This is a genomic window from Vibrio sp. 704 (assembly GCF_033339295.1).
This window is the reverse complement of record NZ_JAWOUH010000003.1, coordinates 400,114-426,448: the sequence shown is the minus strand read 5'-3', so window position 1 is coordinate 426,448 and position 26,335 is coordinate 400,114. Positions and strand designations below refer to the sequence as shown.

General features: G+C 43.9%; 29 protein-coding genes and 2 tRNA genes. 23 read left to right on the top strand and 8 right to left on the bottom strand.

Features of this window, described 5'->3' with window-relative positions; all coding sequences use genetic code 11:
- Window positions 1-59: 59 nt before the first annotated feature.
- The 15 genes from R7R24_RS07970 (at window position 60) to R7R24_RS07900 (ending at window position 11,100) form a co-directional block, all read left to right on the top strand.
- Window positions 60-1,403 carry a glutamine synthetase family protein gene (locus R7R24_RS07970; protein ID WP_053306915.1) on the top strand — a complete coding sequence of 448 codons (1,344 nt, stop codon included), beginning with the start codon at window positions 60-62 and terminating at the stop codon, window positions 1,401-1,403.
- 18 nt (window positions 1,404-1,421) lie between these two features.
- Window positions 1,422-2,897, top strand: a complete 1,476-nt coding sequence (locus R7R24_RS07965) for a Na+/H+ antiporter NhaC family protein (RefSeq protein WP_005377816.1) — start codon at window positions 1,422-1,424, stop codon at window positions 2,895-2,897.
- Between the two features lie 249 nt (window positions 2,898-3,146).
- Window positions 3,147-3,830, top strand: coding sequence for a DUF4336 domain-containing protein (locus tag R7R24_RS07960; RefSeq protein ID WP_054577890.1), 684 nt, complete (start codon window positions 3,147-3,149; stop codon window positions 3,828-3,830).
- A gap of 418 nt (window positions 3,831-4,248) precedes the next feature.
- Window positions 4,249-4,716 carry an Sbal_3080 family lipoprotein gene (locus R7R24_RS07955; protein ID WP_005385757.1) on the top strand — a complete coding sequence of 156 codons (468 nt, stop codon included), beginning with the start codon at window positions 4,249-4,251 and terminating at the stop codon, window positions 4,714-4,716.
- A 64-nt stretch (window positions 4,717-4,780) separates the two neighbouring features.
- Window positions 4,781-5,113, top strand: a complete 333-nt coding sequence (locus R7R24_RS07950; RefSeq protein ID WP_005377819.1) for a YnfA family protein — start codon at window positions 4,781-4,783, stop codon at window positions 5,111-5,113.
- Between the two features lie 141 nt (window positions 5,114-5,254).
- Window positions 5,255-5,659: a DUF1801 domain-containing protein gene (locus R7R24_RS07945; RefSeq protein WP_054577891.1), complete on the top strand. Its 405-nt coding sequence runs from the start codon at window positions 5,255-5,257 to the stop codon at window positions 5,657-5,659.
- 153 nt (window positions 5,660-5,812) lie between these two features.
- The gene (locus R7R24_RS07940; protein ID WP_025766737.1) at window positions 5,813-6,193 is read left to right on the top strand and encodes a hypothetical protein; all 381 of its coding nucleotides are present in this window, start codon (window positions 5,813-5,815) and stop codon (window positions 6,191-6,193) included.
- 150 nt (window positions 6,194-6,343) lie between these two features.
- Entirely contained in the window at window positions 6,344-6,844 is a 501-nt protein-coding gene (locus R7R24_RS07935) for a GNAT family N-acetyltransferase (protein WP_054577892.1), read from the top strand.
- Window positions 6,845-6,942: 98 nt separating this feature from the next.
- Window positions 6,943-7,194 (top strand): TIGR03643 family protein, encoded by a 252-nt coding sequence (locus tag R7R24_RS07930; RefSeq protein ID WP_005377824.1) that lies wholly within the window; start codon window positions 6,943-6,945, stop codon window positions 7,192-7,194.
- 405 nt (window positions 7,195-7,599) lie between these two features.
- A complete protein-coding gene (locus R7R24_RS07925) occupies window positions 7,600-7,989 on the top strand; it encodes a lysozyme inhibitor LprI family protein (RefSeq protein ID WP_182016210.1) in 390 nt (129 codons plus the stop codon).
- Window positions 7,990-8,117: 128 nt separating this feature from the next.
- The gene (locus R7R24_RS07920) at window positions 8,118-8,567 is read left to right on the top strand and encodes a nuclear transport factor 2 family protein (RefSeq protein ID WP_182016189.1); all 450 of its coding nucleotides are present in this window, start codon (window positions 8,118-8,120) and stop codon (window positions 8,565-8,567) included.
- 192 nt (window positions 8,568-8,759) lie between these two features.
- Window positions 8,760-9,332, top strand: a complete 573-nt coding sequence (locus R7R24_RS07915) for a hypothetical protein (protein ID WP_318119480.1) — start codon at window positions 8,760-8,762, stop codon at window positions 9,330-9,332.
- Window positions 9,333-9,537: 205 nt separating this feature from the next.
- Window positions 9,538-9,936, top strand: coding sequence for a VOC family protein (locus R7R24_RS07910; protein ID WP_031780991.1), 399 nt, complete (start codon window positions 9,538-9,540; stop codon window positions 9,934-9,936).
- A gap of 165 nt (window positions 9,937-10,101) precedes the next feature.
- The gene (locus R7R24_RS07905; RefSeq protein WP_054574092.1) at window positions 10,102-10,740 is read left to right on the top strand and encodes a DJ-1/PfpI family protein; all 639 of its coding nucleotides are present in this window, start codon (window positions 10,102-10,104) and stop codon (window positions 10,738-10,740) included.
- A 129-nt stretch (window positions 10,741-10,869) separates the two neighbouring features.
- Window positions 10,870-11,100 carry a hypothetical protein gene (locus R7R24_RS07900; RefSeq protein WP_017820907.1) on the top strand — a complete coding sequence of 77 codons (231 nt, stop codon included), beginning with the start codon at window positions 10,870-10,872 and terminating at the stop codon, window positions 11,098-11,100.
- A gap of 259 nt (window positions 11,101-11,359) precedes the next feature.
- Here the strand turns inward: R7R24_RS07900 and R7R24_RS07895 are convergent.
- The 8 genes from R7R24_RS07895 to hppD all read right to left on the bottom strand — a co-directional run bounded on the left by R7R24_RS07895 (window position 11,360) and on the right by hppD (window position 16,970).
- Window positions 11,360-11,436 (bottom strand) — tRNA-Val (locus tag R7R24_RS07895).
- Window positions 11,437-11,468: 32 nt separating this feature from the next.
- Window positions 11,469-11,545 (bottom strand) — tRNA-Val (locus tag R7R24_RS07890).
- A gap of 179 nt (window positions 11,546-11,724) precedes the next feature.
- Window positions 11,725-12,063 (bottom strand): hypothetical protein, encoded by a 339-nt coding sequence (locus tag R7R24_RS07885; RefSeq protein WP_085569546.1) that lies wholly within the window; start codon window positions 12,061-12,063, stop codon window positions 11,725-11,727.
- Between the two features lie 119 nt (window positions 12,064-12,182).
- On the bottom strand, window positions 12,183-12,842 hold the full coding sequence (locus tag R7R24_RS07880) for a DUF2726 domain-containing protein (RefSeq protein WP_047100684.1): 660 nt from the start codon (window positions 12,840-12,842) through the stop codon (window positions 12,183-12,185).
- A 194-nt stretch (window positions 12,843-13,036) separates the two neighbouring features.
- The gene (maiA, locus tag R7R24_RS07875; protein WP_182016187.1) at window positions 13,037-13,705 is read right to left on the bottom strand and encodes a maleylacetoacetate isomerase; all 669 of its coding nucleotides are present in this window, start codon (window positions 13,703-13,705) and stop codon (window positions 13,037-13,039) included.
- 21 nt (window positions 13,706-13,726) lie between these two features.
- Complete coding sequence (locus R7R24_RS07870) at window positions 13,727-14,764, bottom strand: fumarylacetoacetate hydrolase family protein (RefSeq protein WP_318119479.1); 1,038 nt, start codon at window positions 14,762-14,764, stop codon at window positions 13,727-13,729.
- A gap of 9 nt (window positions 14,765-14,773) precedes the next feature.
- Window positions 14,774-15,904: a homogentisate 1,2-dioxygenase gene (locus tag R7R24_RS07865; RefSeq protein WP_017633969.1), complete on the bottom strand. Its 1,131-nt coding sequence runs from the start codon at window positions 15,902-15,904 to the stop codon at window positions 14,774-14,776.
- A complete protein-coding gene (gene hppD / locus R7R24_RS07860; RefSeq protein ID WP_005377835.1) occupies window positions 15,897-16,970 on the bottom strand; it encodes a 4-hydroxyphenylpyruvate dioxygenase in 1,074 nt (357 codons plus the stop codon). The genes R7R24_RS07865 and hppD overlap by 8 nt, the downstream gene beginning before the upstream one ends.
- A 60-nt stretch (window positions 16,971-17,030) precedes the next feature.
- On the opposite strand from hppD, the gene R7R24_RS07855 reads away from it, so the two are divergent.
- The 8 genes from R7R24_RS07855 to R7R24_RS07820 all read left to right on the top strand — a co-directional run bounded on the left by R7R24_RS07855 (window position 17,031) and on the right by R7R24_RS07820 (window position 26,289).
- Window positions 17,031-17,333 (top strand): hypothetical protein, encoded by a 303-nt coding sequence (locus tag R7R24_RS07855; RefSeq protein ID WP_318119478.1) that lies wholly within the window; start codon window positions 17,031-17,033, stop codon window positions 17,331-17,333.
- A 175-nt stretch (window positions 17,334-17,508) separates the two neighbouring features.
- The gene (locus R7R24_RS07850; protein ID WP_191116077.1) at window positions 17,509-18,615 is read left to right on the top strand and encodes a M20/M25/M40 family metallo-hydrolase; all 1,107 of its coding nucleotides are present in this window, start codon (window positions 17,509-17,511) and stop codon (window positions 18,613-18,615) included.
- Between the two features lie 264 nt (window positions 18,616-18,879).
- Entirely contained in the window at window positions 18,880-20,490 is a 1,611-nt protein-coding gene (locus tag R7R24_RS07845; RefSeq protein ID WP_053350403.1) for a peptide ABC transporter substrate-binding protein, read from the top strand.
- A 144-nt stretch (window positions 20,491-20,634) separates the two neighbouring features.
- Window positions 20,635-21,555 (top strand): oligopeptide ABC transporter permease OppB, encoded by a 921-nt coding sequence (gene oppB, locus R7R24_RS07840; RefSeq protein ID WP_005377838.1) that lies wholly within the window; start codon window positions 20,635-20,637, stop codon window positions 21,553-21,555.
- 9 nt (window positions 21,556-21,564) lie between these two features.
- A complete protein-coding gene (locus R7R24_RS07835; RefSeq protein ID WP_191116078.1) occupies window positions 21,565-22,497 on the top strand; it encodes an ABC transporter permease subunit in 933 nt (310 codons plus the stop codon).
- 10 nt (window positions 22,498-22,507) lie between these two features.
- Window positions 22,508-23,491, top strand: coding sequence for an ABC transporter ATP-binding protein (locus R7R24_RS07830; RefSeq protein ID WP_005377840.1), 984 nt, complete (start codon window positions 22,508-22,510; stop codon window positions 23,489-23,491).
- Window positions 23,492-23,500: 9 nt separating this feature from the next.
- Window positions 23,501-24,493: an ABC transporter ATP-binding protein gene (locus tag R7R24_RS07825; protein ID WP_158173840.1), complete on the top strand. Its 993-nt coding sequence runs from the start codon at window positions 23,501-23,503 to the stop codon at window positions 24,491-24,493.
- Window positions 24,493-26,289: an aminopeptidase P family protein gene (locus tag R7R24_RS07820; RefSeq protein ID WP_047100690.1), complete on the top strand. Its 1,797-nt coding sequence runs from the start codon at window positions 24,493-24,495 to the stop codon at window positions 26,287-26,289. Before R7R24_RS07825 ends, R7R24_RS07820 begins: the two co-directional genes overlap by 1 nt.
- The last annotated feature ends 46 nt before the right edge of the window (window positions 26,290-26,335 follow it).

Genomic DNA, 26,335 nt, shown 5'->3' with positions numbered 1-26,335 from the left:
ATTTATTTGTTAATTTGGTTATTTCTAATTTCTACTCGTCAGGCTATTTGGAGAAGAAAATGGAATCGTATCTACAGGAAGTAAAAAATTTTAAACAAAAATGGCCCGATATTGAATTTATCGATCTCATCTTTACCGATATAAATGCCACCCCAAGAGGAAAACGCATCCCGATAGATGCTCTAGAAAAACTGAATAAAGGTGTTGCCCTCCCCCTTTCGACCATCACCCTAGATACCAAAGGTAACGTCGTTGAAACAGCCGGGTTGGGAGAAGATCTCGGAGAACCAGATAATCTCTGCTATCCAATCAGCGGCACCTTAATGCCGACGGCAAAAGAACAAGTTGGTCAGCTACTGCTTAGTATGATGGATGAAACCGGGCAGCACCCTAACCCACTGTTCATCCGAAACATTCTCGCTTCTATATTGCAAACACTGCATGCTAAAGACCAATATCCTTGCGTCGCGCTCGAGCTGGAGTTCTATTTAATAGACAAAACCCGCGGCGAAAATGGCGAACCATTAACGGCAATTAACCCCACGAAAAAAACTCGAGAAAAAGATACCGAGGTTTACGACCTTGATGGACTAGATGACTACGCTGATTTCTTGGCCGACCTTAATCGAATTGCATTAGAACAAGGTTTAAACACTTCCGGAGCCCTATCTGAATCGGCACCAGGGCAGTTCGAAATCAACTTCAACCATTCTAAAGATGTGCTTCGAGCATGTGATGAAATCATCATCGCAAAACGCTTGATTCGCCAGGTCGCTCATCAGCACGGATTTGACGCCACATTTATGGCGAAACCTTTTAGTGAGCAAGCGGGTAATGGCATGCACATTCACCTCAGCTTGGTTGATACAGATGGTAACAACCACTTTAGCCAACCAGACGGTCAAGCGAGCGCCTTCTTCTATCAAACCATGGCAGCGATGCTGTCACAAACATCCGATGCCATGGCCCTAATCTGTCCTAACGTTAACTCTTACCGTCGCTTTGTTCCTGGCGCTTACGTCCCAACCAAAGCCGATTGGGGAGAAAACCACCGCGGTGTTGCGTTGCGTGTGCCTATCAGCGATAGCAAAAATCGCCGTATAGAGCATCGTATAGCAGGCGCTGACGTTAACCCATACATTCTCGCTGCAGTAGTACTTTCCGCAGTATTAGCGAGTGAAAGCTACACCAAAGATCAATGTCCACCGACTCTCAGTGATGATGCAATTGAGTTACCTCTGCGTATGTCAGAAGCTCTAGAGCGACTGGAGCACAGTGAGCTGGCTCAATACATCTCAAGAGATTTTATCGATTTGTATCTAGCTTGCAAACAGAGTGAACTCGCAGAATTTGAGCGAGCGATTACTCCATTGGAAATCGACTGGATGTTGCACTCGGCATAAACAAAGGAAATGAACTTTATGACTACGCAGACCAAGGCGCTGGATGCGCCTCTTAAAATCAACTCTCAACACATTATTGTTTCTTTAATCTCGGTTGCGACGTTTGTCTTTTTTACCACAATCGGTTTGAACCATGAGGAAGGCGAAGCCTACGGATGGATGAGTCTTTTACCAACGGCGTTGGTATTGGTCTTTGCGCTGACAACACACCGAACTGTGGAAGCCCTCTTTAGCGGCGCTATTGCCGGTGTTCTTCTGCTTAACCCAACTGAAGCGGTAGAACAGATTGTTGATATTTCCATGAGTGTAATGATGGATGAAACTATTGCTTGGATCATCCTCGTTTGTGGTTTGATGGGCGGCCTAATTGCTATTTTGGAGAAAGGCGGCAGTATCTTGAGCTTCTCCGACATGCTAGTCACGAAAGTAAAAAGCCGTAAGCAATCGATGCTGATGACCTTTGCTTTAGGTATTCTGATCTTTATCGACGATTATTTGAATGCGATTGCAATTTCTTCCTCAATGAAAAAAGTTACGGACGGCTACCAAATCTCGCGTGAAAAACTCTCATATCTTGTGGATTCAACCGCCGCACCTATCTGTATCCTCGTACCAATTTCCACTTGGGCAATTTTCTTCAGTTCTTTGCTAGAAGCAAACGGAGTAGCAGAAGCGGGAGATGGTATCAAAGCATACATTGAAGCTATTCCATACATGGCTTACGGCTGGGTAACGCTGGTGATTGTTTTGCTGGTTGCAATGGAAAAGATCCCAGATCTAGGCGCGATGAAAAAGGCAGAAAAGCGTGCGAAGAATGGTCAAGTTCGTCCAGACGGTGCAACAGATGTCGACTTTGGTCCCGATGTCTCTGCACATACCAACCCAACCATGGGCCTTGTCAACTTCTTGTTACCAATGATCGTACTTGTTGCCGCAAGTTGGTATTTTGGTATCGATCTACTTGCTGGTGTTTTCGTCGCGTTAATCTTTACTATTAGCTTTTACGGCGCACAAAAACTGATCTCGATGAACGACATGTTCGAAGCTGTTTATGATGGCATTAAGGTTATGCTACTGCCGCTTGCGACCGTTATTGGTGGTTTCATGTTGAAATCGGTCAACGACTCATTGGGCGTCACGCAGTATGTCATTGAGACCGTCAGCCCTTACCTGTCAGCGTCTTACTTCCCGGCGATTATCTTTATGATTACGGGCGCGTTGGTATTTGCAACGGCATCGTCTTGGGGAACGTTTGCAGTAGCGATGCCAATTGTTCTACCTTTGGGCGAACAGCTTGGTGTGCCTCTACACTTAACCGTTGCAGCGCTGCTTTCAGCATCAGCGGCAGGGAGCCACTCTTGTTTCTTTAGTGACTCAACCGTGTTATCTGCACAAGGTTCAGGCTGTACAGCAATGCAACACGCAACCACACAGTTTCCTTATGCGTTGATTGGTATTGTTGCAACCGCGATTTTCTTCTTCATCATCGGTTAGCCCCTTTATCTAATTGCAAAGCCCTGCTCAAAAATAGCGGGGTTTTGTTCTATCAAGTCAAATGATCCTCTTAAAACGACTTTACGTCCGTTCAGTATAAAAACACTCAAAGATATACATCTGCACTCAATAAGGGTTTGGTAAACCTAATATTTTTGGTTTACGCTTAGCGAAGCGTTTATTGTGCAGCAAGGCAGCTTTTGAGTAACTTAAATGCCGCCTTAATACAGTGTTAACGGTTGGAGAGACATGAAAAAGTTAGCCCAAGAGATATGGATATTTGACGGAGATCCCGTCCAATTCTTAGGACTCCCATACACCACTCGTATGACTATTGTTAGGCTTTCTGATGGTGGCCTTTGGGTTCATAGTCCAATTAAGTTATCAAATTCGATTAGAGAGCAAATCAACAATCTAGGCCAAGTGAAATACTTAATCGCTCCTAATCATTTACACCACTTGTTCTTATCTGAATGGATATCTGCCTATCCTAGCGCAGAAGTTTATGGCACAAATGAAGTCATTAAGAAGTGCCGTGATATACACTTTCACGCTTCACTTAACCAAGGCGGTAATGCTTGGAACTCTGAGATTGAACAAGAACTATTTTCTGGCTCTCCATTAATGGAAGAGTGTGTGTTTTATCATCGACTTTCAAAGACCTTAATTGTTACTGACCTCGTCGAGAATTTTTCTGGCCAGAACTTTAACTACTGGCAGAGGTTTGTGGCTAAAGGGGCCGGTATTCTTGCTCCGAATGGAAAAATGCCTTTGGATTGGCGCCTAAGTTTTATGTTTAGCAAACAAGAGGCTCGAAAACACTTAAATAAATTGCTGTCTTGGAAACCTAATATATTGGTTATGGCTCACGGTGAAATCGTCCTTGATAATGCAGACAAGTTCTTACAGCGCTCTTTTAAGTGGCTAGTATGAGACAGCATTGAAAACTCACACAACAGAATAGACAAGAAGCTATTTTAAAACATTAGGCCCTTTTAGCTTAGTCTTAGGGGGGAATTTACAGAACTACACGTTATGTTTAACGATAAGATCCCCTGTTCCTCTTAATTGAGCATTATGCAGCAATTTAAAATTCCGTTAGAATTGCACTTCAAAAACTTCAATGCGAAGAATTCTGGACATTGATACGGACATAAGTTCAAGAGTTAACATAACGCAATAGCAATCTCTTACTAATTATTTTGCATCGAGACATTGGCATACTCCCGAAACAAACCCTTCTACTCTAAAGGTTTTGTTAATAACAGTTGCCATGCTTGTTAGTTATTCTCGTTGAACTCAGTATCTTGAAGTTGTTTGAATATATAAATTTAAAAAAAAGAGACATAAGATGCACAAAAAACTCATCATTCTAAGCTTGCCTATTCTATTAGCTGCATGTGCGGCACCAAAGTATACGGTAGAAACAATCTCGAAAGAAAATCAGAGCAAGGAAATCACCATCGTAAAAGACAACGCCACGCGAGATGTTTTCTTAGATTCGATGCAAGACTGGTGTTTGGATACCGCCCACAAATGCACAGTCGTAAGCGACGGCACGCCTCCTGTTAGCTCTGAGCTAACACTTACTTACGTATCACGCTGGAGCTGGGATTTTAGAACATTTATCGCTGATGCTCAGATCAAAGCCTACAAAAATAACGAAAAAGTAGGACAAGTTGAATTTAAAGCACCAAACAGCGCGAATCCAGATAAATGGGGTAAAGACAACAAACGAATCATTTCGATGATGGATTTGTTATTCGGTAAACAAACCGTGAGTGAGGCTCAATCCAAGATTAAGCTGGGCGAAATGTAATGAGTCGAACAATTGCCCATTTAACAAGCATCATATATTTGTAGAGAAAGATAGGAATGTTTAAGTGACTGAAGTCAAAACCATTGGGCTTTTCTTTATAACCGCCATTGCAGAAATATTAGGCTGCTACTTACCTTATCTCTGGTTGAAGGAAGATAAGTCAGTTTGGCTTTTGGTACCAGCAGCGCTATGCCTTGCTATGTTTGCTTGGCTTCTATCTTTACATCCTACCGCAACTGGCAGAGTTTATGCCGCTTACGGTGGTGTCTATATTTTTGTCGCAATTCTATGGTTGTGGTGTATCGACGGCGTTCGACCAACGCTCTGGGACATAGTGGGGGTTTCTGTCGCTATGCTTGGCATGTCAATCATCATGTTTTCACCCAGAGCATCCTAAACGTAACCGAGGGAAACCCTTACGCTTAGTATTTTGGCTATGTGCTAGATTTATTGATTAATAACATTATGACGTAATTGCTACATAGCCAAAGTACGCTTGGGCTTCACCCCAAAACAGCGCTATTTATAGGAGATACCAATGAACCATGCAGTGAAGGCAAGATTTAATGAGTATCCAAAACATGTGCGTATTCGGATAGAAGAGCTACGAAATATCGTCTTAACTATCGCTTCTGAATTAAAACTGGGGGAAGTTGAAGAATCTCTAAAATGGGGAGAGCCAAGCTACAGTGTGAAAACAGGTAGCCCGGTAAGGATGGATTGGAAACAGAAAACGCCTAGTCGTTATTATCTGTTCTTTAATTGCCAAACTAAGCTCGTCGACACATTCCGCGAACTGTATAGTGACTCACTTGAGTTTCAGGGTAATCGAGCAATAATTCTATCTTTATCAGCACCTTTGCCAGAAGCTTCAATCAAGACCTGTTTAGAATTAGCATTAACCTATCAAAAGCGAAAGAACTTACCTCTTTTAGGTATGTAAGATCGCTTAATAAAACTATTTACGGCCGATTAACCATATTCAACTACTCTACCTTTGTATCCTTTTTAATGCTTCCGCAGTAAAGTTTTAGATTAAGTGGTCACCTTAATAGCGCCGTAACCAAACTAGTAATATCGAAATAAAGAAGAGTTTATGAAATCAAAAATCTTGTTCTTACTTATGCTTGGAGCTCATTTCAATGCTTTTTCAGCGACGAACTATCAAGTCAATGTGGTAGTAACAGAGCCTCAATCAACATTCATTTTTCCGACTTTTGAAATATCCTCTAAAGGAAAAAGCAAAACCAGTTTTGTCGACGGCTGCGCGTACTTAGGAACCCTTTCAGAACCGAGCAAAAATAGCATACAGCTTGAAGCTACCATGTCATGCAACCGAGATGGCGCTACGTCAAGGATGGAAATGCCGGTATTTGTTCTCAACTCCGAGGGTCAAAGCGCGAGTTATGATCTTGTAGAAAACGGGATCGTGATGTGGAAATATTCTGTAGAAGTTAAGCCGTCACTTAAAAAGTGATATATCAGAAATACTAAAGTAACAATCAGCACTATTAACCGCCGCTTAAGTGTAATAGGTATATTCTTTACGACTTAATGACGTTACTTGTTGCCGCAATTCTCCAACTCATGTACAAAACAGCCCTAATTTTAATAGGAGCTAAGTGGCATGAATTTAATTGTACGTCAGGTAACTTTAGGTGATGCTGAAGGCATTACAAACGTCCTCAATCCCATCATTATTGAAGGTTTATACACTGTATTAGATACGCCTTTCACACCTGAAGAAGAAAAAGAGTTCATTACTCATTTCCCAGAACGGGGCGTGTTTACAGTCGCTTTATCCGAAAGTAGCTCACAAGTCATTGGTTTCCAAAATATCGAGCCCTTTGCACAATATACAAAAGCTTTTGACCATGTTGGCATAATTGGTACGTTTGTTAGTGACGGTGTTCGTGGCCAAGGTGTGTCTAAACAGCTTTTCAAATCGACATTCGAAGTAGCCAAACAAAAGGGTTACGAAAAACTATTTGCGTACGTTCGCAGCGATAATGAGCGAGCGTTATCAGCCTATCTCAAACAAGGCTTCGAAATCGTAGGGACCGCGAAGAAGCATGCAAAAGTTCGTGGGAAATACGTAGACGAAGTCCTCATTGAGAAGTTTTTGTAGGTGTTAAGTCGCTAAACACTAAGCACGCATATAAGAACATTTGAACCAAGACTCAATTTCCGTCGTAGAAATCTCTTTTCTAAAATAGGTTATTTGAAATGAAACTGACCTCGGAAACTGAGTCAAGAATAATAGAAATGGCATGGGAAGACCGCACCCCATTTGAGGCTATCGAATTTCAATTTGGTTTGAATGAATCCGACGTGATTCAGTTTATGCGTAGCCGGCTCAAATCAAGTAGCTTTAAATTGTGGCGTAAAAGGGTTTCGGGGCGCAATACAAAACACAACAAGCTACGAAACTCAGACATCATTAGAGGTTATTGCCCAACTCAATATAAGCCGCGATAGCGAACTGCACTTGGCATAAATTTTTATTACGAATCGCAACATTTATCGCCCTACCTTTGAATCAACTCCATGATTGGAGGGGAATAGTCACCACTTAATTCAACCTAGGTGTTTCAGGGCGATAATAAATTCAATGGGAGTCATCTTAACATCCTCAGACGCCATCAAACTAATGATTCCACAGAAAAGATTGACACAAAACGCCCACTAAAAATAACTCAGATTACGGCGTCATTTAACCCGTGTATCAATCTTCTTTGACCTTCTGTTTAGGCACTAGAATCACTAACCTTCTATTTTATCTTTGAAGGCACAGACAAAAAGCTGCATGATTAAAAAGGAAAAATAGCGGATAACGGTTTAACAAGCACTCGGAGCTTGGAGGCAATTTTGAACAAATTACTAATGATATTTGCGTTGGTTTCTTTACCTTGCTTGGCCTCTGATGATGTTGAAGATCCCTGCAAAGTAAAAGGCGGTGGCGTTATGGCTGGTTATCAGTGTGTAGAAAAGAAAATGGAATCTGCAGATAAAGAGCTTAACGAAAGTTACAAGGAAGCAATCGCTAGAATAGGTGAGGAAGAAAAAGTACTAAGGGAAACATGGTCTCAGACCGAACTGGTAGAGCCATTTCGAAAGGCCCAAAGAGCTTGGCTAAAATACAGAGACGCCGAATGTGAATTTACGGGCCTGTCTTCCACACCCTCACCCTGGCAAGGTGTCCAGATTGAAGAATGTAAGTTAAGAATGACGTTAGAACGCGTCGAATACTTCAATGGTGTATACGTAGGCTAAACGGATTACATCTAACAAGGCACTTCAATAAGATTCGCAACTCTTGGCAATTTCAGTTTAAATGTACTCTGTGTTTAAGATGCAAGCGTTCAGGTTGTGCGTAAAGCTTATATGGGTGTGAAATAATTATGGAAAAAGACGACTTAGTTGGGCTAGTAGTTAAGTATTTCGAGAAAATAGATGCCGGTGATCCTAGCTATCTGGATCTATTCTCAGAGGATGTTGACTTTTTCTTTCCTAAATTTGGGCAAGCGAAAGGAAAGAGTGCCTTAGTGGAGTTTGGCAATAGGATTAGTAGCTCGTTGATTAGTATCTGGCACGACATAGACGGCTTTCAAATAACGACTGCTGGAAACAAGGTCATTGTTGAAGGACAGGAAGGCGGCGTAATGAGTGATGGTACCTCTTGGCCGGACAACAAAGTTTCCACAGGGCGTTTTTGTAGTGTATTTGAGTTTGAAGGAAAAATGATAAGTCGTATGTTTGTGTACGTAGACCCTGACTTCCCGAGTCGAGATTTTGAGAGAATTTCCGTGCTGTCAGGCGAGAGCAACGTGCGACAAACTGTTCAAGCCTGAGTACTACCGTTACCGCATAGCATCTTTGTTATGCGGTAGTATTCGTAGTTAAGGTGTGTTGAGGGCTTTGATATCGCTTTACTCACACCTTATCAGTGCGTTAGCCACATTCCCTTACTGATAGAAATGCTACTTTCTTCAATCGTCCTGTATTATGATAATGAAAAAGATTGCATTAATTTTAAGATTAAAATGAACCAAAAATTTTTTCTAAAACTACTCCCTGTCCCTTTTCTTCTAGCCGGTTGCCAGTCTACGCAAAGCCAGCTACAGCCTATACCTGAAAACGTATTATCAAACCTATCGACTCAATGGGCAGTGGTAGAGGCCTGTTTTCATTCCGATGCTTATAGCTTAGAGCAATCGGTAAACTATCGAGAGGCCATTAACTATTCTTTTTCTACTTGGCTAGTCGATCAGTCCGATATCGATCAGTCGGTAAATGAAGCTCGTGTAGCGTTATCAGAATATCAGTCTCAGAATGATGGTTTAGGAACAACATGTAAGGATTGGCACCTACCCCTAGAATCTGGATTGCGAGAAGTTAACAATCATAAGAATCAAGTGGCGATAAACCAACAGCGAGCACATGAAATACATAAAGCAAACGCTTCTAAACCTGTGACGTATTCAACACCAGCATCTACTTCGACTAGTAATGTTGTTCACTGTTACAAATTGGAAGACGTTAGCTTGAATGAGAACATTCAAACCTTTAATGGAATGATATGCCCTATAGGCTGGCTTAAATATTATGGCTATTAATGTATTTGATTAATACAGGACTTAAGAATGAACTCTAAGTTTAATTTTTAGTTCAAGATTGGGTTTCTTGTTTACAATGTTATGTTTCCAGTTGGATTACCGTATTCGAATAGATTGACGAAGTTAATCAATATATGTGTATTGATGCTTACTTTTTATCGAGTTATCTTTGTTTGATAGCCATTAAAACGAGTAAGGAAACAAAGTGACTGTGTTAACAAAAGGCATACACCACGTAGGTTTAACCGTATCTAACCTAGAAGCAAGCGCGAAGTTTTTCACTGAACAATTAGGTTGGAGTGAAGTAAAAAGAAATCCAGACTACCCGGCAATATTTGTGAGTGATGGGCATATCATGCTTACACTATGGGCGGCTAAGGCTGATGCCGCCACTCCATTTGACAGAAAAACGAATATTGGTTTGCATCACTTAGCTTTACTCGTAGAGACTGAGAAGCAACTCTATGAGTTGCGTGATCAATTTATGGCGTCGGGAATCGAAATTGAGTTTGGTCCCGAGCTTGTTAAAACAGGACCCGCAAAACATTTAATGTGTTACGACCCAAGTGGTATTAGGGTTGAGTTTTTCTGGGCGGGCTCATAAAACAAACATAACAAAGTTTTATAATAGGGATTTGGTACACATGGCATTGTTAGTTTGCACCGCCTTTGGTATTTAAGGTGCTTAGCAGAAGCTTGTGTATCGAATGCCCCTCCCCTCCTACTACACATTTTGCGACTTACGAGTAAGTCCAAAAGGATAAATGTTATGTATAAAATCGGCGTTGTTTTATTTGATGATTTCACGGATGTCGATTTCTTTCTTATGTATGACTTGCTGGGGCGCACAACCGACAGTTGGACAGTAAGTATACTTGGAACTAAATCTGAACATCATTCCCACCTCGGTATGAAAGTTAAAACAGACGGACACCTTTCTGAGGTGACGAATCAAGATGTCGTTCTTATTACAAGCGGCAAACGGGGTATTCCAGCCGCTCTAAAAGATGCTGAATTTATGTCGGCGTTGAATCTTGATCCAAATAGGCAGCTAATAGGTTCGATTTGTGCGGGATCATTCATCCTCCATGAACTCGGTTTACTAAAAGGCAAGCGATTAACAACAAACCCAGATGCAAAGGCTGTTCTACAAAGTATGGGAGGAGATGTTCAGGATCTGCCTCTCGTGATAGACGGTAATGTAGCGACGGCCGGTGGCTGTCTTTCACTGATGTATCTAATTGGTTGGTTAACAGAGCGGCTATTTGACTCAAACAAACGAAAAGCTATACAAAATCAATTGATACCTGCTGGGCAATTAGAGCTATTTGAAGAGCTTATTGCCACAACAATTCAATCAGCAGAGTTAGCAAGCTCGGATAACAAGGCGTTAAATAATCATTCATAACATGTGGTGTTTTACATTACGTTAGTTTTAGTGTTTAGGGTAAGTCACACATCAGTCTTGTGTGACTTACCCTTGAACATAACGCCACTTGGGGAAATTAACTTACAGGGAGTAAATCAATTGGTAAAAATGTACGGTTCTGAAGAGACAAGAGCGTTTTGCTGTAATTGTAAAGAAGTAACGCTACATCGGTACGAAAGCTTCTCTAAAGCGCAGGAAAAGACCGAGAAAAAAGCTAAAGGTTTCTTCTCAGGTCTATTTGCAGCAATAATTAGCTCATTAATGGAAGGCGAAGCGACTGGTGACTACAAATGTACAATATGCGGCACCAATCTTCACACGCCAGATAATTTAGATTAATAGTCAGTGTCTCTAATGCCACGGCTAGTGGCACGCAACATAATTTATAGACGGCTCTAGTGGGTTTGAAGCGTATACACCTTATGCATTGCATTTAGGGTTTTGAGGTAGTGTTGCGGATCAAGTAGTGCGCTTTTATCTCTAACAAGGGGCTAAAGCAGAGCAAAAACAAGGGACAAGAAAAGAAGTAGTTTTACTTGAGTATCAATGAATTACAGACACAAAAAAGCCCACCAAAAGGTGGGCTTTTTCTAAAATTTGGTGGGTCCGGGCGAACTCGAATCGCCGACCCCTACCATGTCAAGGTAGTACTCTAACCAACTGAGCTACGGACCCAAATTTTGTGTTCCTAACCATTCAATTCAGAATGGTGCGTCCGAGTGGACTCGAACCACCGACCCCCGCCATGTCAAGGCGATACTCTAACCAGCTGAGCTACGGACGCATTTCTCTGGAACGACGAGGATATTAGCTATAAGCGAACGGTGGTGCAAGCACAAATTTACCAACTTTGAACCGTTTGGCGAAAATGTAAACTCAACACGCGTTTTCAGATGATTTTATCAGCAAAGCTGAATCCTTCATGGATTAAAAGTGTGATCTATATAACTTTTATTATCTCACTTAATTGTCGTAAGGCACTTCACTGAGCATCCAAATCTGTAAGATTTGCGATACCTTAGGGCAAGTGCCGAACAAAATCTGATATTTAGGTTTAAATGGTTCGCCGATATAGGTTGTACGGATCAACTCTCCTGTTTTGACGTCTACTTGAGTGCTCACCCTGCCTTTGAAGTTTTGAAATATGACAAACTGCTCACTGTGGTAAACCATTTGCTCTCGGTAAAACAAGAAATGATCTTGGGGTGTCTCTGTCAATTCACACTCCAGTGGTTTCAAATTAGGTATCGCACTAACATTCGATGCGATGAACAACGCCGATAAAATCCATCCGTATCGCATATGGCTGCCCTATTCCGCCCTCTTTTTCAAAGTATAGGCCCTGCCTTGATGACTGATACAAAAAAGGCTTTGATCATCTCTAATCAAAGCCCCTTGTTTCTGCTGGTTAATTGTCGTGTTTAGTCGTCCGCCTCAAACACAACGTTATAATTTTCGGTGTATGTACAATTCGGCTGACGGCTACAAGTAAAGAAACGTCTCCCTTTGAACTCACCTTGGCTTGCGGTTTTAATGATCATCGGACTGCCGCATTTTTTACAAAAACGCACTTCTTTATCGGGCTCAATCAAATCAATGTGTGCCGCAAGCAAACGACGTAATCGCCCAACTTGATAACTGTGCTTTACCGAGGCGCCAATTAAAGGCAGGTTGGCCGTCTTACAAACATGAATCAATAACTTTTGTCTTTCTATCTTACCCTTGTTTAGCTCCTGCCCATTATCCAATTCAACGATAACGCGCGGCTCTAGTGTCCTTGGGTCACAAATAACGTAATCAAAATAGCTTCGAGATATACGATTGTTCGCGACAAAAAACTGCTTCTTATTTTTGATTTCTTTTGGCGTAACCAAACTGGACATGTTTACTTTCGCGAATACTACGGCATGCTCCCCTACCGCCGCTCTTAACGCATTATAGAACGCACCCTCTTGACCTCTGAGCAGAGGGCCTTTCGAGCGATAAGGATAATCACGCGTGTCATCGTGCTTAATCACGTACTTTTGAATAACAAAGAAGAATAAAACCAGAAGAACAACAATGATAAAAATGTTGGTCATAAATAAAGTGCATCCAAAACAACTCGTTGCTCAAAGCGTAAATGGAAATGTTATGCAGAGCAACAAAACCTCGCAATTTTGAGGCTCCACGACGATAGCGAGAAACAGAAAATTTTGCTCACCATAAAAACGAGCCAATCACACACTTGGATTGGCTCGTTTAAATTTTGTTAATACATTATGTATGCTAAGAATCAACTATTAGCGTCTGGCTGATTCTCTGGCATCGCATCAATAAAAGCTGGCAGTTGATTGCATGACTGCACAACCGCGTTAATGGTTGGATAAAAAGAGGTATCTACACCAAAGCGTTGTGCGTTATAAAATTGTGGTACCAGACAAATATCGACAATAGATGGCGAGCTTGTCAGGCTAAACTTGCAATCACCATTTAGTTTACGATGCTTCTGAAGTTTCTCTTCTAATGCTGTAAAACCTTTGTGGATCCAGTGATGAATCCAAGCGACTTTGCGCTCTGGCTCGCAAGCTAACTCCCCCTCTAAATACTGTAGAACTCTTAAGTTATTCAGGGGATGAATCTCCATTGCAATATCCTGAGCCAAAGCTAGCGCTTGGTATCGAAGCGGCGTTTGCTCGGGGATCACAGTGACATCCGGGTAGTGTTCTTCTAAGTATTGAATGATCGCCAGTGACTGGGTTAACTGAACCTCCCCATCCACCAGCAAAGGAACCAGTTCAGAAGCGTTTAACTCATGGTACTCGTCACTGTGTTGTTCGCCACCATTGCGCACCAAGTGTACCGATTTTGAATCATACGATAACTCTTTAAGATTCAAGCAAATACGCACACGATACGCCGCCGATGATCGCCAGTATCCGTATAAAATCATGCTATCGCTCATATCGTCTCCCAACCAGCATTGTTAGTGCTTGAGATATTGGCTAACTTGTTGGTCAATCGAGCCGAATATGTTGTTGCCATCCGCATCGAACATTTCCAATCTGATTGAATCTCCAAACGACATGAAGTTAGTCGACGGCTTACCATCACGAATGGTTTCAATCATGCGAACTTCCGCGATACATGAATAGCCAACGCCACCCTCCTCAATCGAAGTGCCATATTCGGCGCCTTGCTTATTAGATACCGTGCCAGAACCTATAATTGCCCCAGTAGATAGCGGGCGCGTTTTAGTCGCGTGAACAATTAAGTCTGCGAAATCAAACGTCATATCGATACCTGCATTCGGGCGACCAAACGGCTTGTGGTTGTAGGTCGAGACCAATGGTAAATGCACTTTGTTTTCGTACCACGCATCGCCTAGTTCGTCTGGTGTTACTGCCACAGGAGAAAACGCAGAAGAAGGTTTAGATTGGAAAAAACCAAACCCTTTAGCTAATTCTGCGGGAATTAGCCCACGCAGTGAGACATCATTCACCAGCATGATCAAACGAATCGACTCCTGAGCCTCTGCAACACTCGCGCCCATTGGTACGTCACCAGTTACCACAGCCACTTCACCTTCGAAATCAATACCCCATTCATCACTCGCAAACTCGATGTTGTCACAAGGACCAATAAAGGCATCAGAGCCTCCTTGGTACATCAACGGATCCGTCCAAAAACTCTCTGGCATTTCAGCGCCGCGAGCTTTTCGAACCAACTCAACGTGGTTTACGTAAGCACTGCCATCAGCCCACTGATAAGCGCGAGGAAGCGGCGACTCGCAGTAGTGCGTTTCAAACTCTTCATACCCTGCAACCGTGCCATTGTTCAGTGCAACGTATAGCTCTTCCAGTTGCGGTGCTAGCGTATCCCAGTTATCAAGTGCCACCTGCATCGTCGGTGCTAAGTTCATGGGGTGGAAAATTTCTGTCGCTGGTACGCAGCGCGTTAAGTCTTTGCTCACGACCATCAACAAACCGTCACGAGTGCCATTTTTCTTGGTTGCTAATTTCATCCTTGCCTCTTACTTCTCTTGCCAGCTATAGACGTATTCTTTGTTTTCTACTTTTTCCAGCTCATCCGAAAACTGAAGTGCGTGACGCGTATCAATCATGACCGCGACTTCGTCGGCAAAAGTCTTCTTATGCTCTCGCCCTGCCTTGAAAGCTTTCGGGTGAGGGCCATGTGTAAAACCTGCTGGATGGAATGTCACCATACCCGCTTCAATGTTGTCACGACTAAAGAAGTCACCTGCATGGTAGAACAAGACTTCGTCATAATCGTCATTGTTGTGGTAGAACGGTACTTTGAGCGCTCCAGGATCACTTTCAATTGGACGAGGAACGAAGGTGCACACCACAAATCCTGATCCTACAAATGTAGTATGTGCAGAAGGCGGTAAATGGTAACGATGTGACATAAGTGGACGAATATCACGCCAGTTCACTTTTACTACCGCCAAATCACCATGCCACCCAATCGCATCCAGCGGGTTGAATGGGTAAGTGATAACACTGACTTTATCGTGGCGTTTCACCTGAACCTGTGTTTGATTCTCAGAATATTGAGCACGGAACTGATCGTTGATCGACGGCGTTTCTAAAACCGCCGGATCAAACACCGCGTGGTTTCCAACCATGCCTTTTTCGGGCAATGTATAAGCCGCATCGGTGTTTTCAATCATCAGAATGAACATCGGCTCGCTTGGTTCTAAACGCCAGCTCGTTGAGCGCGGGATCATGACATAATCCCCTTCGCTCACTTTCAAATGACCATAATCACAGTAGAGATCTGCCGTACCTTGGTGGATGAATAGCAGTTCGTCGCCATCTGCATTTCTCACCAAGAAGTCCATTTTTTCATCCATACGCCAAACACGAACTTTACAATTCGCGTTGTGTAATAGATGCGGGACTGCCCAAGGGGTAATATGGCTGGCTTTTTCGACTAGATTAAAATCAAACGCTCGTGGACGTAGCTCGCCCTCCCACTCAGACCACCCCGTTGGGGCATGTTGATGATGAAAATGTGTTGCGGGGCCGAAGAAGCCACTTCGACCTGCCTCACGTTCATAAATTGCCTCTTCCGGGAAGTCAGCATGTGCTTGTTTAGAGCACACTCCCTCCCGGTGAGGGAATGTGATCCATTTATGCATCGCTCAATACTCCTCGGCGAATTTGGTCTTCTTCTATCGATTCAAACAACGCTTTGAAGTTACCCTCGCCAAAGCCTTCATTGCCTTTACGTTGGATGATTTCGAAGAACACAGGGCCGATAACGGTTTGAGTAAAGATCTGTAGCAAGATGCCATCTTTCGTTGGTGCACCATCAATAAGAATCTGCAAATCACGAAGCTTGCTTACATCTTCACCGTGGCCTTCAACACGCTGATCGACTTTCTCGTAATAAGTATCTGGCGTTGGCATAAAGTCCATGCCTCGCTCACGCAAGGTTTTGACCGTTTCGTAGATGTCGTCAGTGGTCAATGCGATGTGTTGAATACCTTCGCCATTGTATTCACGGATAAACTCTTCAATCTGTGATTTATCATCTGACGACTCATTGATAGGAATTCGGATTTTGCCGCAAGGTGCGGTCATCGCACGGCTGACAAGACCAGTCAGCTTACCTTCGATATCGAAATAACGAATTTCGCGGAAGTTACCAATGCGCTCATAGAAACCTGACCAGACATCCATGTTGCCTTGCTTAACGTTGTGCGTTAAGTGGTCGATTTCGTAAAGACCAACATTCGCTTTTGATAAACGCTCATCAGCATCATCATAAAAACGAAAATCGACATCATAAATGCTCTGCTTTCCATAACGATCGACAAAATAAAGCAAGCTTTCACCGATGCCATAAATAGCAGGAATGCTTAGCTCCATCGGCCCAATTTCCGTTTTATATTCTTTACCGCCATTCTCTAACGCATGCGCCAGAGCAACGGTGGCGTCTTTCACACGAAATGCCATGCCACAAACCGACGGACCGTGAACTTTGGCGAATCCCTCAGCTTGGCTATGCGGCTGCGCATTCACAATAAAGCTAATGTCACCTTGTCGATATAACCATGCTTCTTTTGAGCGATGCTTTGCGATTTCCGCAAAACCTAACGATATAAACAGATCTTTAAGCTGTTGAATGCCTTTGTTGTCAGCAGCGGTATATTCAACAAACTCAAATCCGTCTGTTCCTAGTGGGTTATATGCATCAACCATGACTTTCTCCTTGTCTCAGTAGCTTTTGTTTGGAATTATTTTTCTAACTTGGCGCAGGTCTTGAGAAATTGGAATACGTGGGGAGAAATCTTTACCTTGGCGATTTTTACGCATAATTGTAAAATATATGTTACAGACAGGAGACGCATCGAACCCACTTTCGTAAACATCAAACAAACTGCTTATTTTCAATATATTAGATTGATATTTTCGGCTTTACGCCAACACACAAAATGTAAAAAAGTTGTTACTTTGGCATTTTATCTTGGCAACGTAGCTCAAAAAGTAAAAGGGGATGGAAAGTCTATTGCACCCTATCTCTATCCGATTTATTCATTTGATCCTGCAAAACATCAAAAGTAATGTTTCGTGACGCTTCATACAGTTCGAAAGGCTCATCGGTCAGAATCGTGTCATGGATACTCCTTTATTGATTCACCTCAGTTTTATTCAAAAGTAACTGTGCCATAAGTGGTGCTCTGTTCCCTATCGAGCCGAGCCACAAGGCTTCACGCTCGATCAGAAAAAGAGACATCTAATGACACACATCAATCAAGAACGCTTAGTTGAACACTTTTGCCAACTAGTACGTATCGACAGCGAATCAAAAAACGAAAAACAAATTGCAGAAACACTGGCAGAACAGCTAGGCGAGCTAGGCTTTACCGTACGCAAACTTCCAGTACCTGAGCACATTTCTAACGGTTTTAACGTGTACGCCCGTTTAGACGGCAAAAAAGACGGCTCTATTCTAATGAGCTGTCATATGGATACGGTCACTCCAGGTATTGGCATTGAGCCACTCATCGAAGACGGCGTTATCCGTTCAAAAGGCAATACGATTCTTGGTGGCGATGATAAATCTGGTATTGCTGCCATCATGGAAGCCGTTCGTTGTATTCAAGCGGAAAACCGTGAGCACAAAACGTTAGAACTTGCTTTCACCGTGTATGAAGAAGGCGGTTTATTCGGTTCACAATACTTCGATATGTCACACGTCACTTCAACGGAAGCAATCGTGTTAGACACAGGTGGCCCTATTGGCACCATTGTGACCGCAGCCCCAGGCCAGCAAAAGATCATGGCAAAAATCAAAGGCCGACCAGCACACGCAGGGCTTGCGCCAGAAGAAGGCATCAGTGCGATCATGGTGGCGGCAGATGCCATCAACCAAATGAAGCTGCTTCGCATCGACGAAGAAACGACAGCCAACATCGGTATGGTTAACGGCGGTCAGGCCACAAACATTGTTATGCCTGAATTAAAAATCGTGGCAGAAGCACGCTCCCTGAATGGCGATAAACTAGATGCTCAGGTCAATCATATGATCTCAACATTAGAGTCTGTCTGTAAAAAACACGGTGCAGAAGTCGAAATTGAATCTAGCCGAGCCTACGACGCTTTTGTTATTGAAGAAAACCACCCACACGTAAACGCTATAAAAGCAGCGTTTTCAGAGTTGGGCATTGACGCTTTAACAAAAGGCACTGGCGGCGGTAGCGATGCCAACAACTTTAACAAGAAAGGTCTCACAACGGTCAACCTTTCAACTGGCATGGCAAAAGTACACACGACAGAAGAGTTTATCGCGGTAAGTGATATGGTCAAAATCACTGAGTTCGTGAAACATTTCCTAGTCAGTTAACGTCGTGCCTTTTGAAGAGCAGACTGACTATCTTCCCCTTCTAGCCTGTGCTTGAAGGGGATTTTAATTTGTATCGAAGCAAAATTACTTCCCGTCATGCCAACTTGATATCAGATCTTCAAAGAAATTCCCCTAGCTCACTTTTTGAGACCAGACAGCTCAACACCTGACACCCTGTTACAGTAATGTTAAAACTCGATTGTGTAGACAATTTATACAATATACATTTTTGGCATCTTTCAGGATGAAAAGAGTGAGACAAGGATGAAATTACCTAAGTTGCTTTTATTAGCGTCGATGATGAGTCCAATACTGGCAACATCAAGCTATGCCGCACCGTATCCCGCAGGTGTGACCCTCGCTGAGATACAAGAAATTACGCTAAACAATGGAGCTGAAGTTACTTCTATTGACCCAGCCAAGCAAGCCGCAGAGCCCGCTTTTAATCTCGGTCGAGACCTGTTTGAAGGTCTGGTCATTCAAGATAAGCAAGGTAAAACCATTCCTGGCGTTGCTGAGTCTTGGTCAGTCAATGACAACAATACGGTTTATACCTTCCACTTACGTGATGCAAAATGGTCAAATGGCGAAACGGTCACTGCACAAGATTTTGTCTACAGCTGGCAACGCTTACTGAATCCAAGCACTGCTTCACCATACGCTTGGTTTGCGGCCATTCCAAATATCGAAAACTCGCAAGCGATTATGAAGGGCGACGCCGCACCCGAGTCTTTGGGCGTGAAGGCGCTGGATGAAAAAACGTTCCAGGTAACACTAGAAGAGCCTATTCCCTTCTTTACGAAACTATTAAGTCATCCAGTGCTTGCCCCCGTTCATAAAGCGACCATTGAAAAACATGGCAATCGTTGGACCCAGCCAGAACATATAGTTACAAATGGTGCGTTTACTGTCTCTGAATGGAAAGTTAACGAAAAACTGGTGATGGTTAAAAATCCACATTATTGGGACGCAAGCAATGTAGTGCTGGAAAAAGTCACCTGGCTACCAATTGGTGATGCAAACGTAGTGCTAAACCGCTACCTAGCTGGTGAGATAGACCAAGCGGTTTCCATTCCTGCCGCTCAGAAGAAAAAGTTAATTCAACAACGCCCACAAGAAGTGGCAAGCACCAGTGCGTCTCTTGGCTCCACATTCTATTACCTCAACACTCAACAAGGGCCAACAAAAGACGTGCGAGTTCGTAAAGCCCTCTCATATGCCATTGACCGTCAACTGTTAACGAGTGCTATTTTGAGAAACGGTGGGGTTCCAATGTATACCCTTGTGCCACCTCAAACAGATGGTTTTAAATCTCACACTCCTGAGTTCGCAACTTGGAACCGCCATAAACGTATCGAAAAAGCGCAGCAATTACTGTCAGAAGCTGGATACGATAAAAGCAATCCGCTTAAGTTAACGTTTACCGTACCAACTTTCTCGATGGACGTAAAAATGGCAACCACCATGGCAGGCATGTGGAAAAGCCGATTGGGTGCGCAAGTCACGATAAAACAGCTAGAACCGAAAGTGTTCTACGCACTTAAAGAGCCGACCGACATTACTCGCGGCGGCTGGACGGCCGACTACAATGAAGCCTCTACATGGTTGGATATCTTCGTTTCTAGTGGCGAGTACAACGATTCTCGATATAACAACCCGCAATACGACGAGTTAATGGCTCGCTCAAAGACCATGAGCAACCCATCAGAACTGTATCTACAAGCAGAAAGCATGCTGATTGAAGACATGGCCATTATTCCTATTTATCGTCCGGGTAACGATCAATACCTCATCAAGCCTTACGTGGGCGGCTACGAACTGACAAACCCTGAGTCGTCGTACTACCGCAAGAATGTCTATGTAAAAGCCCACTAAAAGCATGTTTTCGGTCTGAGTCGGCAAGTTCAATGTTTACTTGCCGTTCCTCATATCTCTCGGTGGAGAAGGCAACCTGAGCTCAGACCATTTTTTATTCATAACCGTTCGAAGTGATTTCGGATGACCAAAGGATGATGGATCATGATTTGGTACATTGTTAAGCGATTAGCTATCGCTATCCCCACGCTTCTATTCATCGCACTCGTATCATTTTGGCTGATGCACATTGCACCAGGGGGGCCATTTGATATGGAACGGCCTATGCCAGAGGTGGTACGTGCGAATATCGAAGCAAAATTCCATTTGGACCAGCCCTTCCTTACTCAGTTTTGGATTTACATTGGTAATTTCATACAAGGAGATCTCGGTCCGAGCTTCGTTTATCAAGACTTCAGTGTTACACAGCTCGTCGCACAATCATGGCCAGTTTCAGCAGTATTAGGCGTACTCTCTTTTTGTATCTCCGTTCCACTTGGCATGCTACTTGGCACCATTGCGGCATTGAACCGAAATAGCCGCCTAGATTACGGCCTGATGACACTTTCGATGACTGGAGTTGTGGTTCCGGCTTTCGTGCTTGCTCCAGTTTTAGTCATGATCTTCGCTATTCAGCTCGGCTGGTTCCCTGCTGGTGGTTGGGAAGGAGGAAAGCTGGCTTTTCTTGTTCTTCCCGTGCTCAGCCTGGCGATTGGCTCCATTGCGAGTATTGCACGCGTCATGCGTGGCGCAATGATTGAAACGCTCAACCAACCATACATTCGAACGGCAAAAGCCAAAGGTTTGTCCACAACCTACATTTTATTCCATCACGCTTTGCGACCATCCCTGATTCCCGTCGTTGCGATGCTCGGCCCTGCGTTTGTGTCTGTCGTGACAGGCTCGGTAATTATCGACATTTTCTTTGGTACAGGTGGCATGGGACAACACTTTGTGTCTGGGGCTCTCAACCGCGACTACGGCCTAGTAATGGGCATTACTCTGATTGTCGCTTCACTCACTATCTTCTTTAACCTTGTGGTCGACTTGCTATATACGATTATCGACCCTCGTATACGCGTTTAGGAGTCCGGCATGTTAACGATCAAAAAACTGGATACACAAGCTCTTCAAGATCAAGTCGTCGACAATATTGAAGCCGTCGAAGGTCGCAGTCTTTGGCAGGATGCATGGACTCGATTTCGTAAAAACAGAGCCGCGATGACATCAGTGTATGTTTTGGCGTTCATTACCTTATGCATCACTTTCGGCCCCTCTCTTGCCGCTTTTGGCCATGATGAAATTGACTGGGAAGTGCTCATCGATCCATACGAGCTAGGGAAACCTTCACTGAGCAGTGGCCATTACTTTGGTACCGATGATCTCGGGCAAGATGTTTTCGCTCGCACGATGCAAGGTGGCAGGCTCTCTATTTTGGTAGGTTTTGTTGGCGCCTTAGTCGCCGTTGTTATTGGTACGATTTGGGGAAGTATTTCCGGCTATCTTGGCGGCGTTGTCGATAGCGTAATGATGCGCATTATTGAGGTGCTCGATTCGGTGCCATTTATGTTTATGGTTATCCTGTTTGTTACCCTTTTTGGCAACAACATCTACCTGATTTTTATCGTGATCGGAATGGTATCTTGGCTGGGCATTGCCCGTGTTGTACGTGGTGTCACCTTCGGTCTAAAAAAGAGAGAGTTCATCGAAGCCGCACACTCTATTGGGGTTTCTAAATTGACAATTGTCCGACGCCATGTTCTGCCTAATGTTCTTGGGATCGTGATGGTTTATTCCTCCTTAATGGTACCAGGATTAATTATGTTCGAATCGTTTTTGAGCTTCTTAGGGCTTGGTGTTCAACCACCAGACACGAGCTGGGGAATCCTAATTTCCGAAGGCGCAAAAACGATTGACGTTGCATTGTGGATGCTGCTTTTTCCCTCTCTGTTTTTAGTTGCCACCCTCTTTTGTTTTAACTTCATCGGCGATGGCTTGCGTGATGCTCTTGACCCGAAAGACCGATAAGGACAAACCCATGCTATCTATTGAAAACATGAACGTGCGCTTCGATACGCCAGATGGGCAAGTGCAAGCGGTCAGTAATCTCTCCTACTCGATTAAAGCGGGCGAAACTCTTGGGATTGTTGGGGAATCAGGTTCGGGAAAAAGCCAGTCTGTTTTCGCATTAATGGGGTTAACCGCGGATAACGGCGCCGTGTCTGGAAGCGCAATGTTCCACGGTGATGATTTACTCGCGATGTCGAAAAAGCAGCTCAACCGCATCCGTGCAGAGAAAATCGGAATGATCTTTCAAGATCCGATGACGTCACTTAATCCATTCATGAAAATTGGCAAGCAGCTTTGTGAAGTTCTCATGATTCATAAAGGAATGAGCCGAAAACAAGCAAAAATTGAATCGATTCACATGTTGGATGCGGTGCGTATTCCCTCTCCCGAAACTCGGATGAATCAATACCCTCACGAATTATCTGGCGGAATGCGTCAGCGAATCATGATAGCGATGGCGTTGTTGTGTAAGCCCGAGCTGCTAATTGCAGACGAACCAACCACCGCGTTAGATGTAACCGTTCAGGCTCAAATTTTGACGCTATTACGAGACTTACAACAAGAGTTCAACACGGCTATTTTACTGATAACTCACGACATGGGCGTCGTCGCCGAGATGTGTGATCGCGTATTGGTCATGTATGGTGGTCAAAAAATGGAGCAATCAGATACCGAGACATTGTTCGCTCAACCTGCGCACCCCTATACTCAAGGCCTGCTAAAGGCTATTCCTTCTATCACTGAAGATATGCCGCGTTTACCAACCATCCCAGGTAACCCACCAAGTGCGTTGATTAACCATAAAGGGTGTCCGTTTAGAGAGCGGTGCGAGCATCGAGAGACGCGTTGCCAATACGAAACCCCACGGTTTTCTCCATTAAACACGAGCCAGTCCATTGCCTGTCACGTTAACGCACCCAGTGTTATCACTCCTATTCAAATAAAAGCTTAAGGAGGCGTTATGAATAAAAAAGAAGTCCTCATGTCTGCTCGTGATTTAAACGTCCACTTTCCTGTGTCACGTCACCTTATTCCAAGTCGACGTAAAATCGTGAAAGCGGTCAATGGTATCGACTTAGATGTTTACCGAGGTGAGACACTTGGCATTGTGGGGGAATCAGGCTGCGGAAAATCAACACTTGCACGCGCCTTACTTCGCTTAATTGAACCTACACATGGCGAGTTGACTTGGAAAGGTCAAGACATGCTCGGGTTTAGTAAAAAAGAGCTTTCCTCTCGACGCAGAGAATTTCAGATGGTGTTTCAAGACCCATCCGCTTGTTTGAATCCGAGGTTAACCATCTCAGAATGCATCGCCGAACCACTGCTCACCCATGAGCCGCAACTTAAACGGGCTGAGGTAGAAAAGCGTGTCATCGCTATGATGGATAAAGTGGGTCTCTTGGCGAGCCAGCGAAACCGCTATCCACATGAATTTTCCGGAGGTCAATGCCAGCGTGTGGGCATTGCTAGAGCGTTAATTCTCAATCCAGATTTGGTCGTGTGTGATGAACCCGTTAGTGCACTAGATGTCTCCATACAAGCTCAGGTCATCAATCTTCTAGATGATCTTAAACAAGAAATGGGGTTAACACTGGTGATGATTGCGCATGACTTAAGCGTGGTGCGCCATATCAGCGACCGCGTTATGGTGATGTATCTTGGTAAACCTATGGAAGTAGGACGTTACGATCAAGTATTTGATGATGCACAACACCCCTACACCAAAGCACTGTTATCTGCTGTCCCGATAGCTAATCCGCAATTAGCACGTGACCGTGAAATACAACTATTGCCCGGCGACCTTCCTTCTCCACTTAACCCACCTAGCGGTTGCGTTTTTCGTACTCGATGCCCAGAAGCAACAGAAGTATGCGGGCAACAGAACCCAATAAAAACAGGCTCGGAGCAGCATCATATCTATTGCTCAAATATGACTTTAGGAACCATTTAATGAACAATACTAACTCAGTAAACCAACGCCTTACGTTATTGCGTGAGGCAATGTCCTTTCACAACGTGTCTGCATATATCGTGACCAACAATGACCCACATAACAGTGAATACTCAGCGGATCATTGGTTAGCGCGAAGCTGGATTTCAGGTTTTACCGGCTCAGCAGGCGATGTCGTCATTACCCAACAAGGTGGTGGCCTGTGGACTGATGGTCGTTACTATATTCAAGCTGAAGAACAGTTACACGGCACAGGACTTGAACTGTTTAAAGCCAAACAACCAGAAACGCCGACAGTTGCCAAATGGCTGGCTACCACGCTACCAGAAAACAGTATTATCGCGGTTGACGGGCGCGCCATCAGTTACGCTTTTTATCAAGGCCTCAAACAAGCCTTTGAAGCGAAAAACATTAAGATCATTCTCGACCTGGATTTACTCACACCGATTTGGCTTGAAAGACCACCTCGCCCAAGTGCACCCGTATTCGAGCACCCCACCGCTTTTGCTGGCGTTGACACAGAAAATAAGTTAGCGAGAATCCGTTCTTGGTTAACCGAGAACCAAGTAGATAGCTTATTAGTGTCAACGCTAGATGATGTCATGTGGACAATGAATATTCGAGGTGGTGATACGAATTACTGCCCAGTTTCTGAAGCCTATCTAGTCGTAGAGCAATCACTTGCGACACTGTTTATTGATAAAGCCAAACTGCCTCAAGACGTTGAAAGAGCGCTGACCGAGCAGAGTGTACACATTCGCCATTACAACTACGTAAGTCAGTATTTGAATCAGCAATGTGAGGGATTATCGCTCGCTTTTAACCCGACCCACACAGACAGCTTATTGGTGAGTTCGATTGAAGGGAATGTGAATCTAAAGCCAATGGCTTGCCCTGTAACGGCAATGAAGGCCATAAAAAATGCGACCGAGCTAACTAGCCTAGAACAGGCATTAACAGATGATGGTGTGGCAATCGTAAGGTTTATGAACTGGCTCGAAGAGCAAGTTCCAAGCGGACTCGTTACAGAATTGTCTGCTGAGGCACAACTGAATCACTATCGCCGTCAAACCCGACATTATGTGAGTGACAGTTTCCGCACTATCGCAGGCTTCGCAGCTCACGGGGCAAAAATGCATTATGCCGCCGATGAAGAAAGCAATGCGGCAGTCAATGAAAGCAACTTCTTTCTCGTCGATTCTGGTGGCCAATACCTTGGCGGGACAACAGACATCACCCGTACTTTCCACTTCGGGTCACCGACCATTAAGCAGCGCAAAGATTATACCTTGGTGCTCAAAGCGGTCATCCGACTGACTCAGACTCGATTCATGAAAGGCTCTACGGGTGCCAATCTTGATATCATGGCGCGTGGCGTCTTATGGCAACATGGTATTGATTACAAGTGCGGCACTGGACACGGCGTGGGCATTTGCTTGAATGTTCACGAAGGCCCACAAAATTTCTCGCAAAGCCACCACGAGGTTGAACTAAAACCGGGTATGGTCATTACTAATGAGCCAGGCGTTTATCGCGAAGGTGAGTACGGGGTAAGAATAGAGAACATTCTTAAAGTTGTAGAGGTAGAACAAAATGAGTTCGGCACGTTTTACGGTTTTGAGACCATCACTCTTGCTCCAATTGCGACCAACGCCCTTGACTTATCAATGCTAGATCAAGCAGAGCTAGACTGGCTCAATCATTACCATTCACGAGTCTATCAAGCGCTTAGCCCTTTTCTTGATGCGCAAGATAAAAACTGGCTTCAACGCACAACCCAACTTATTGAGAAATAGGATATCAGCAAGTTTTATAACGTTTTCATTTTCATCTCAAACTCCT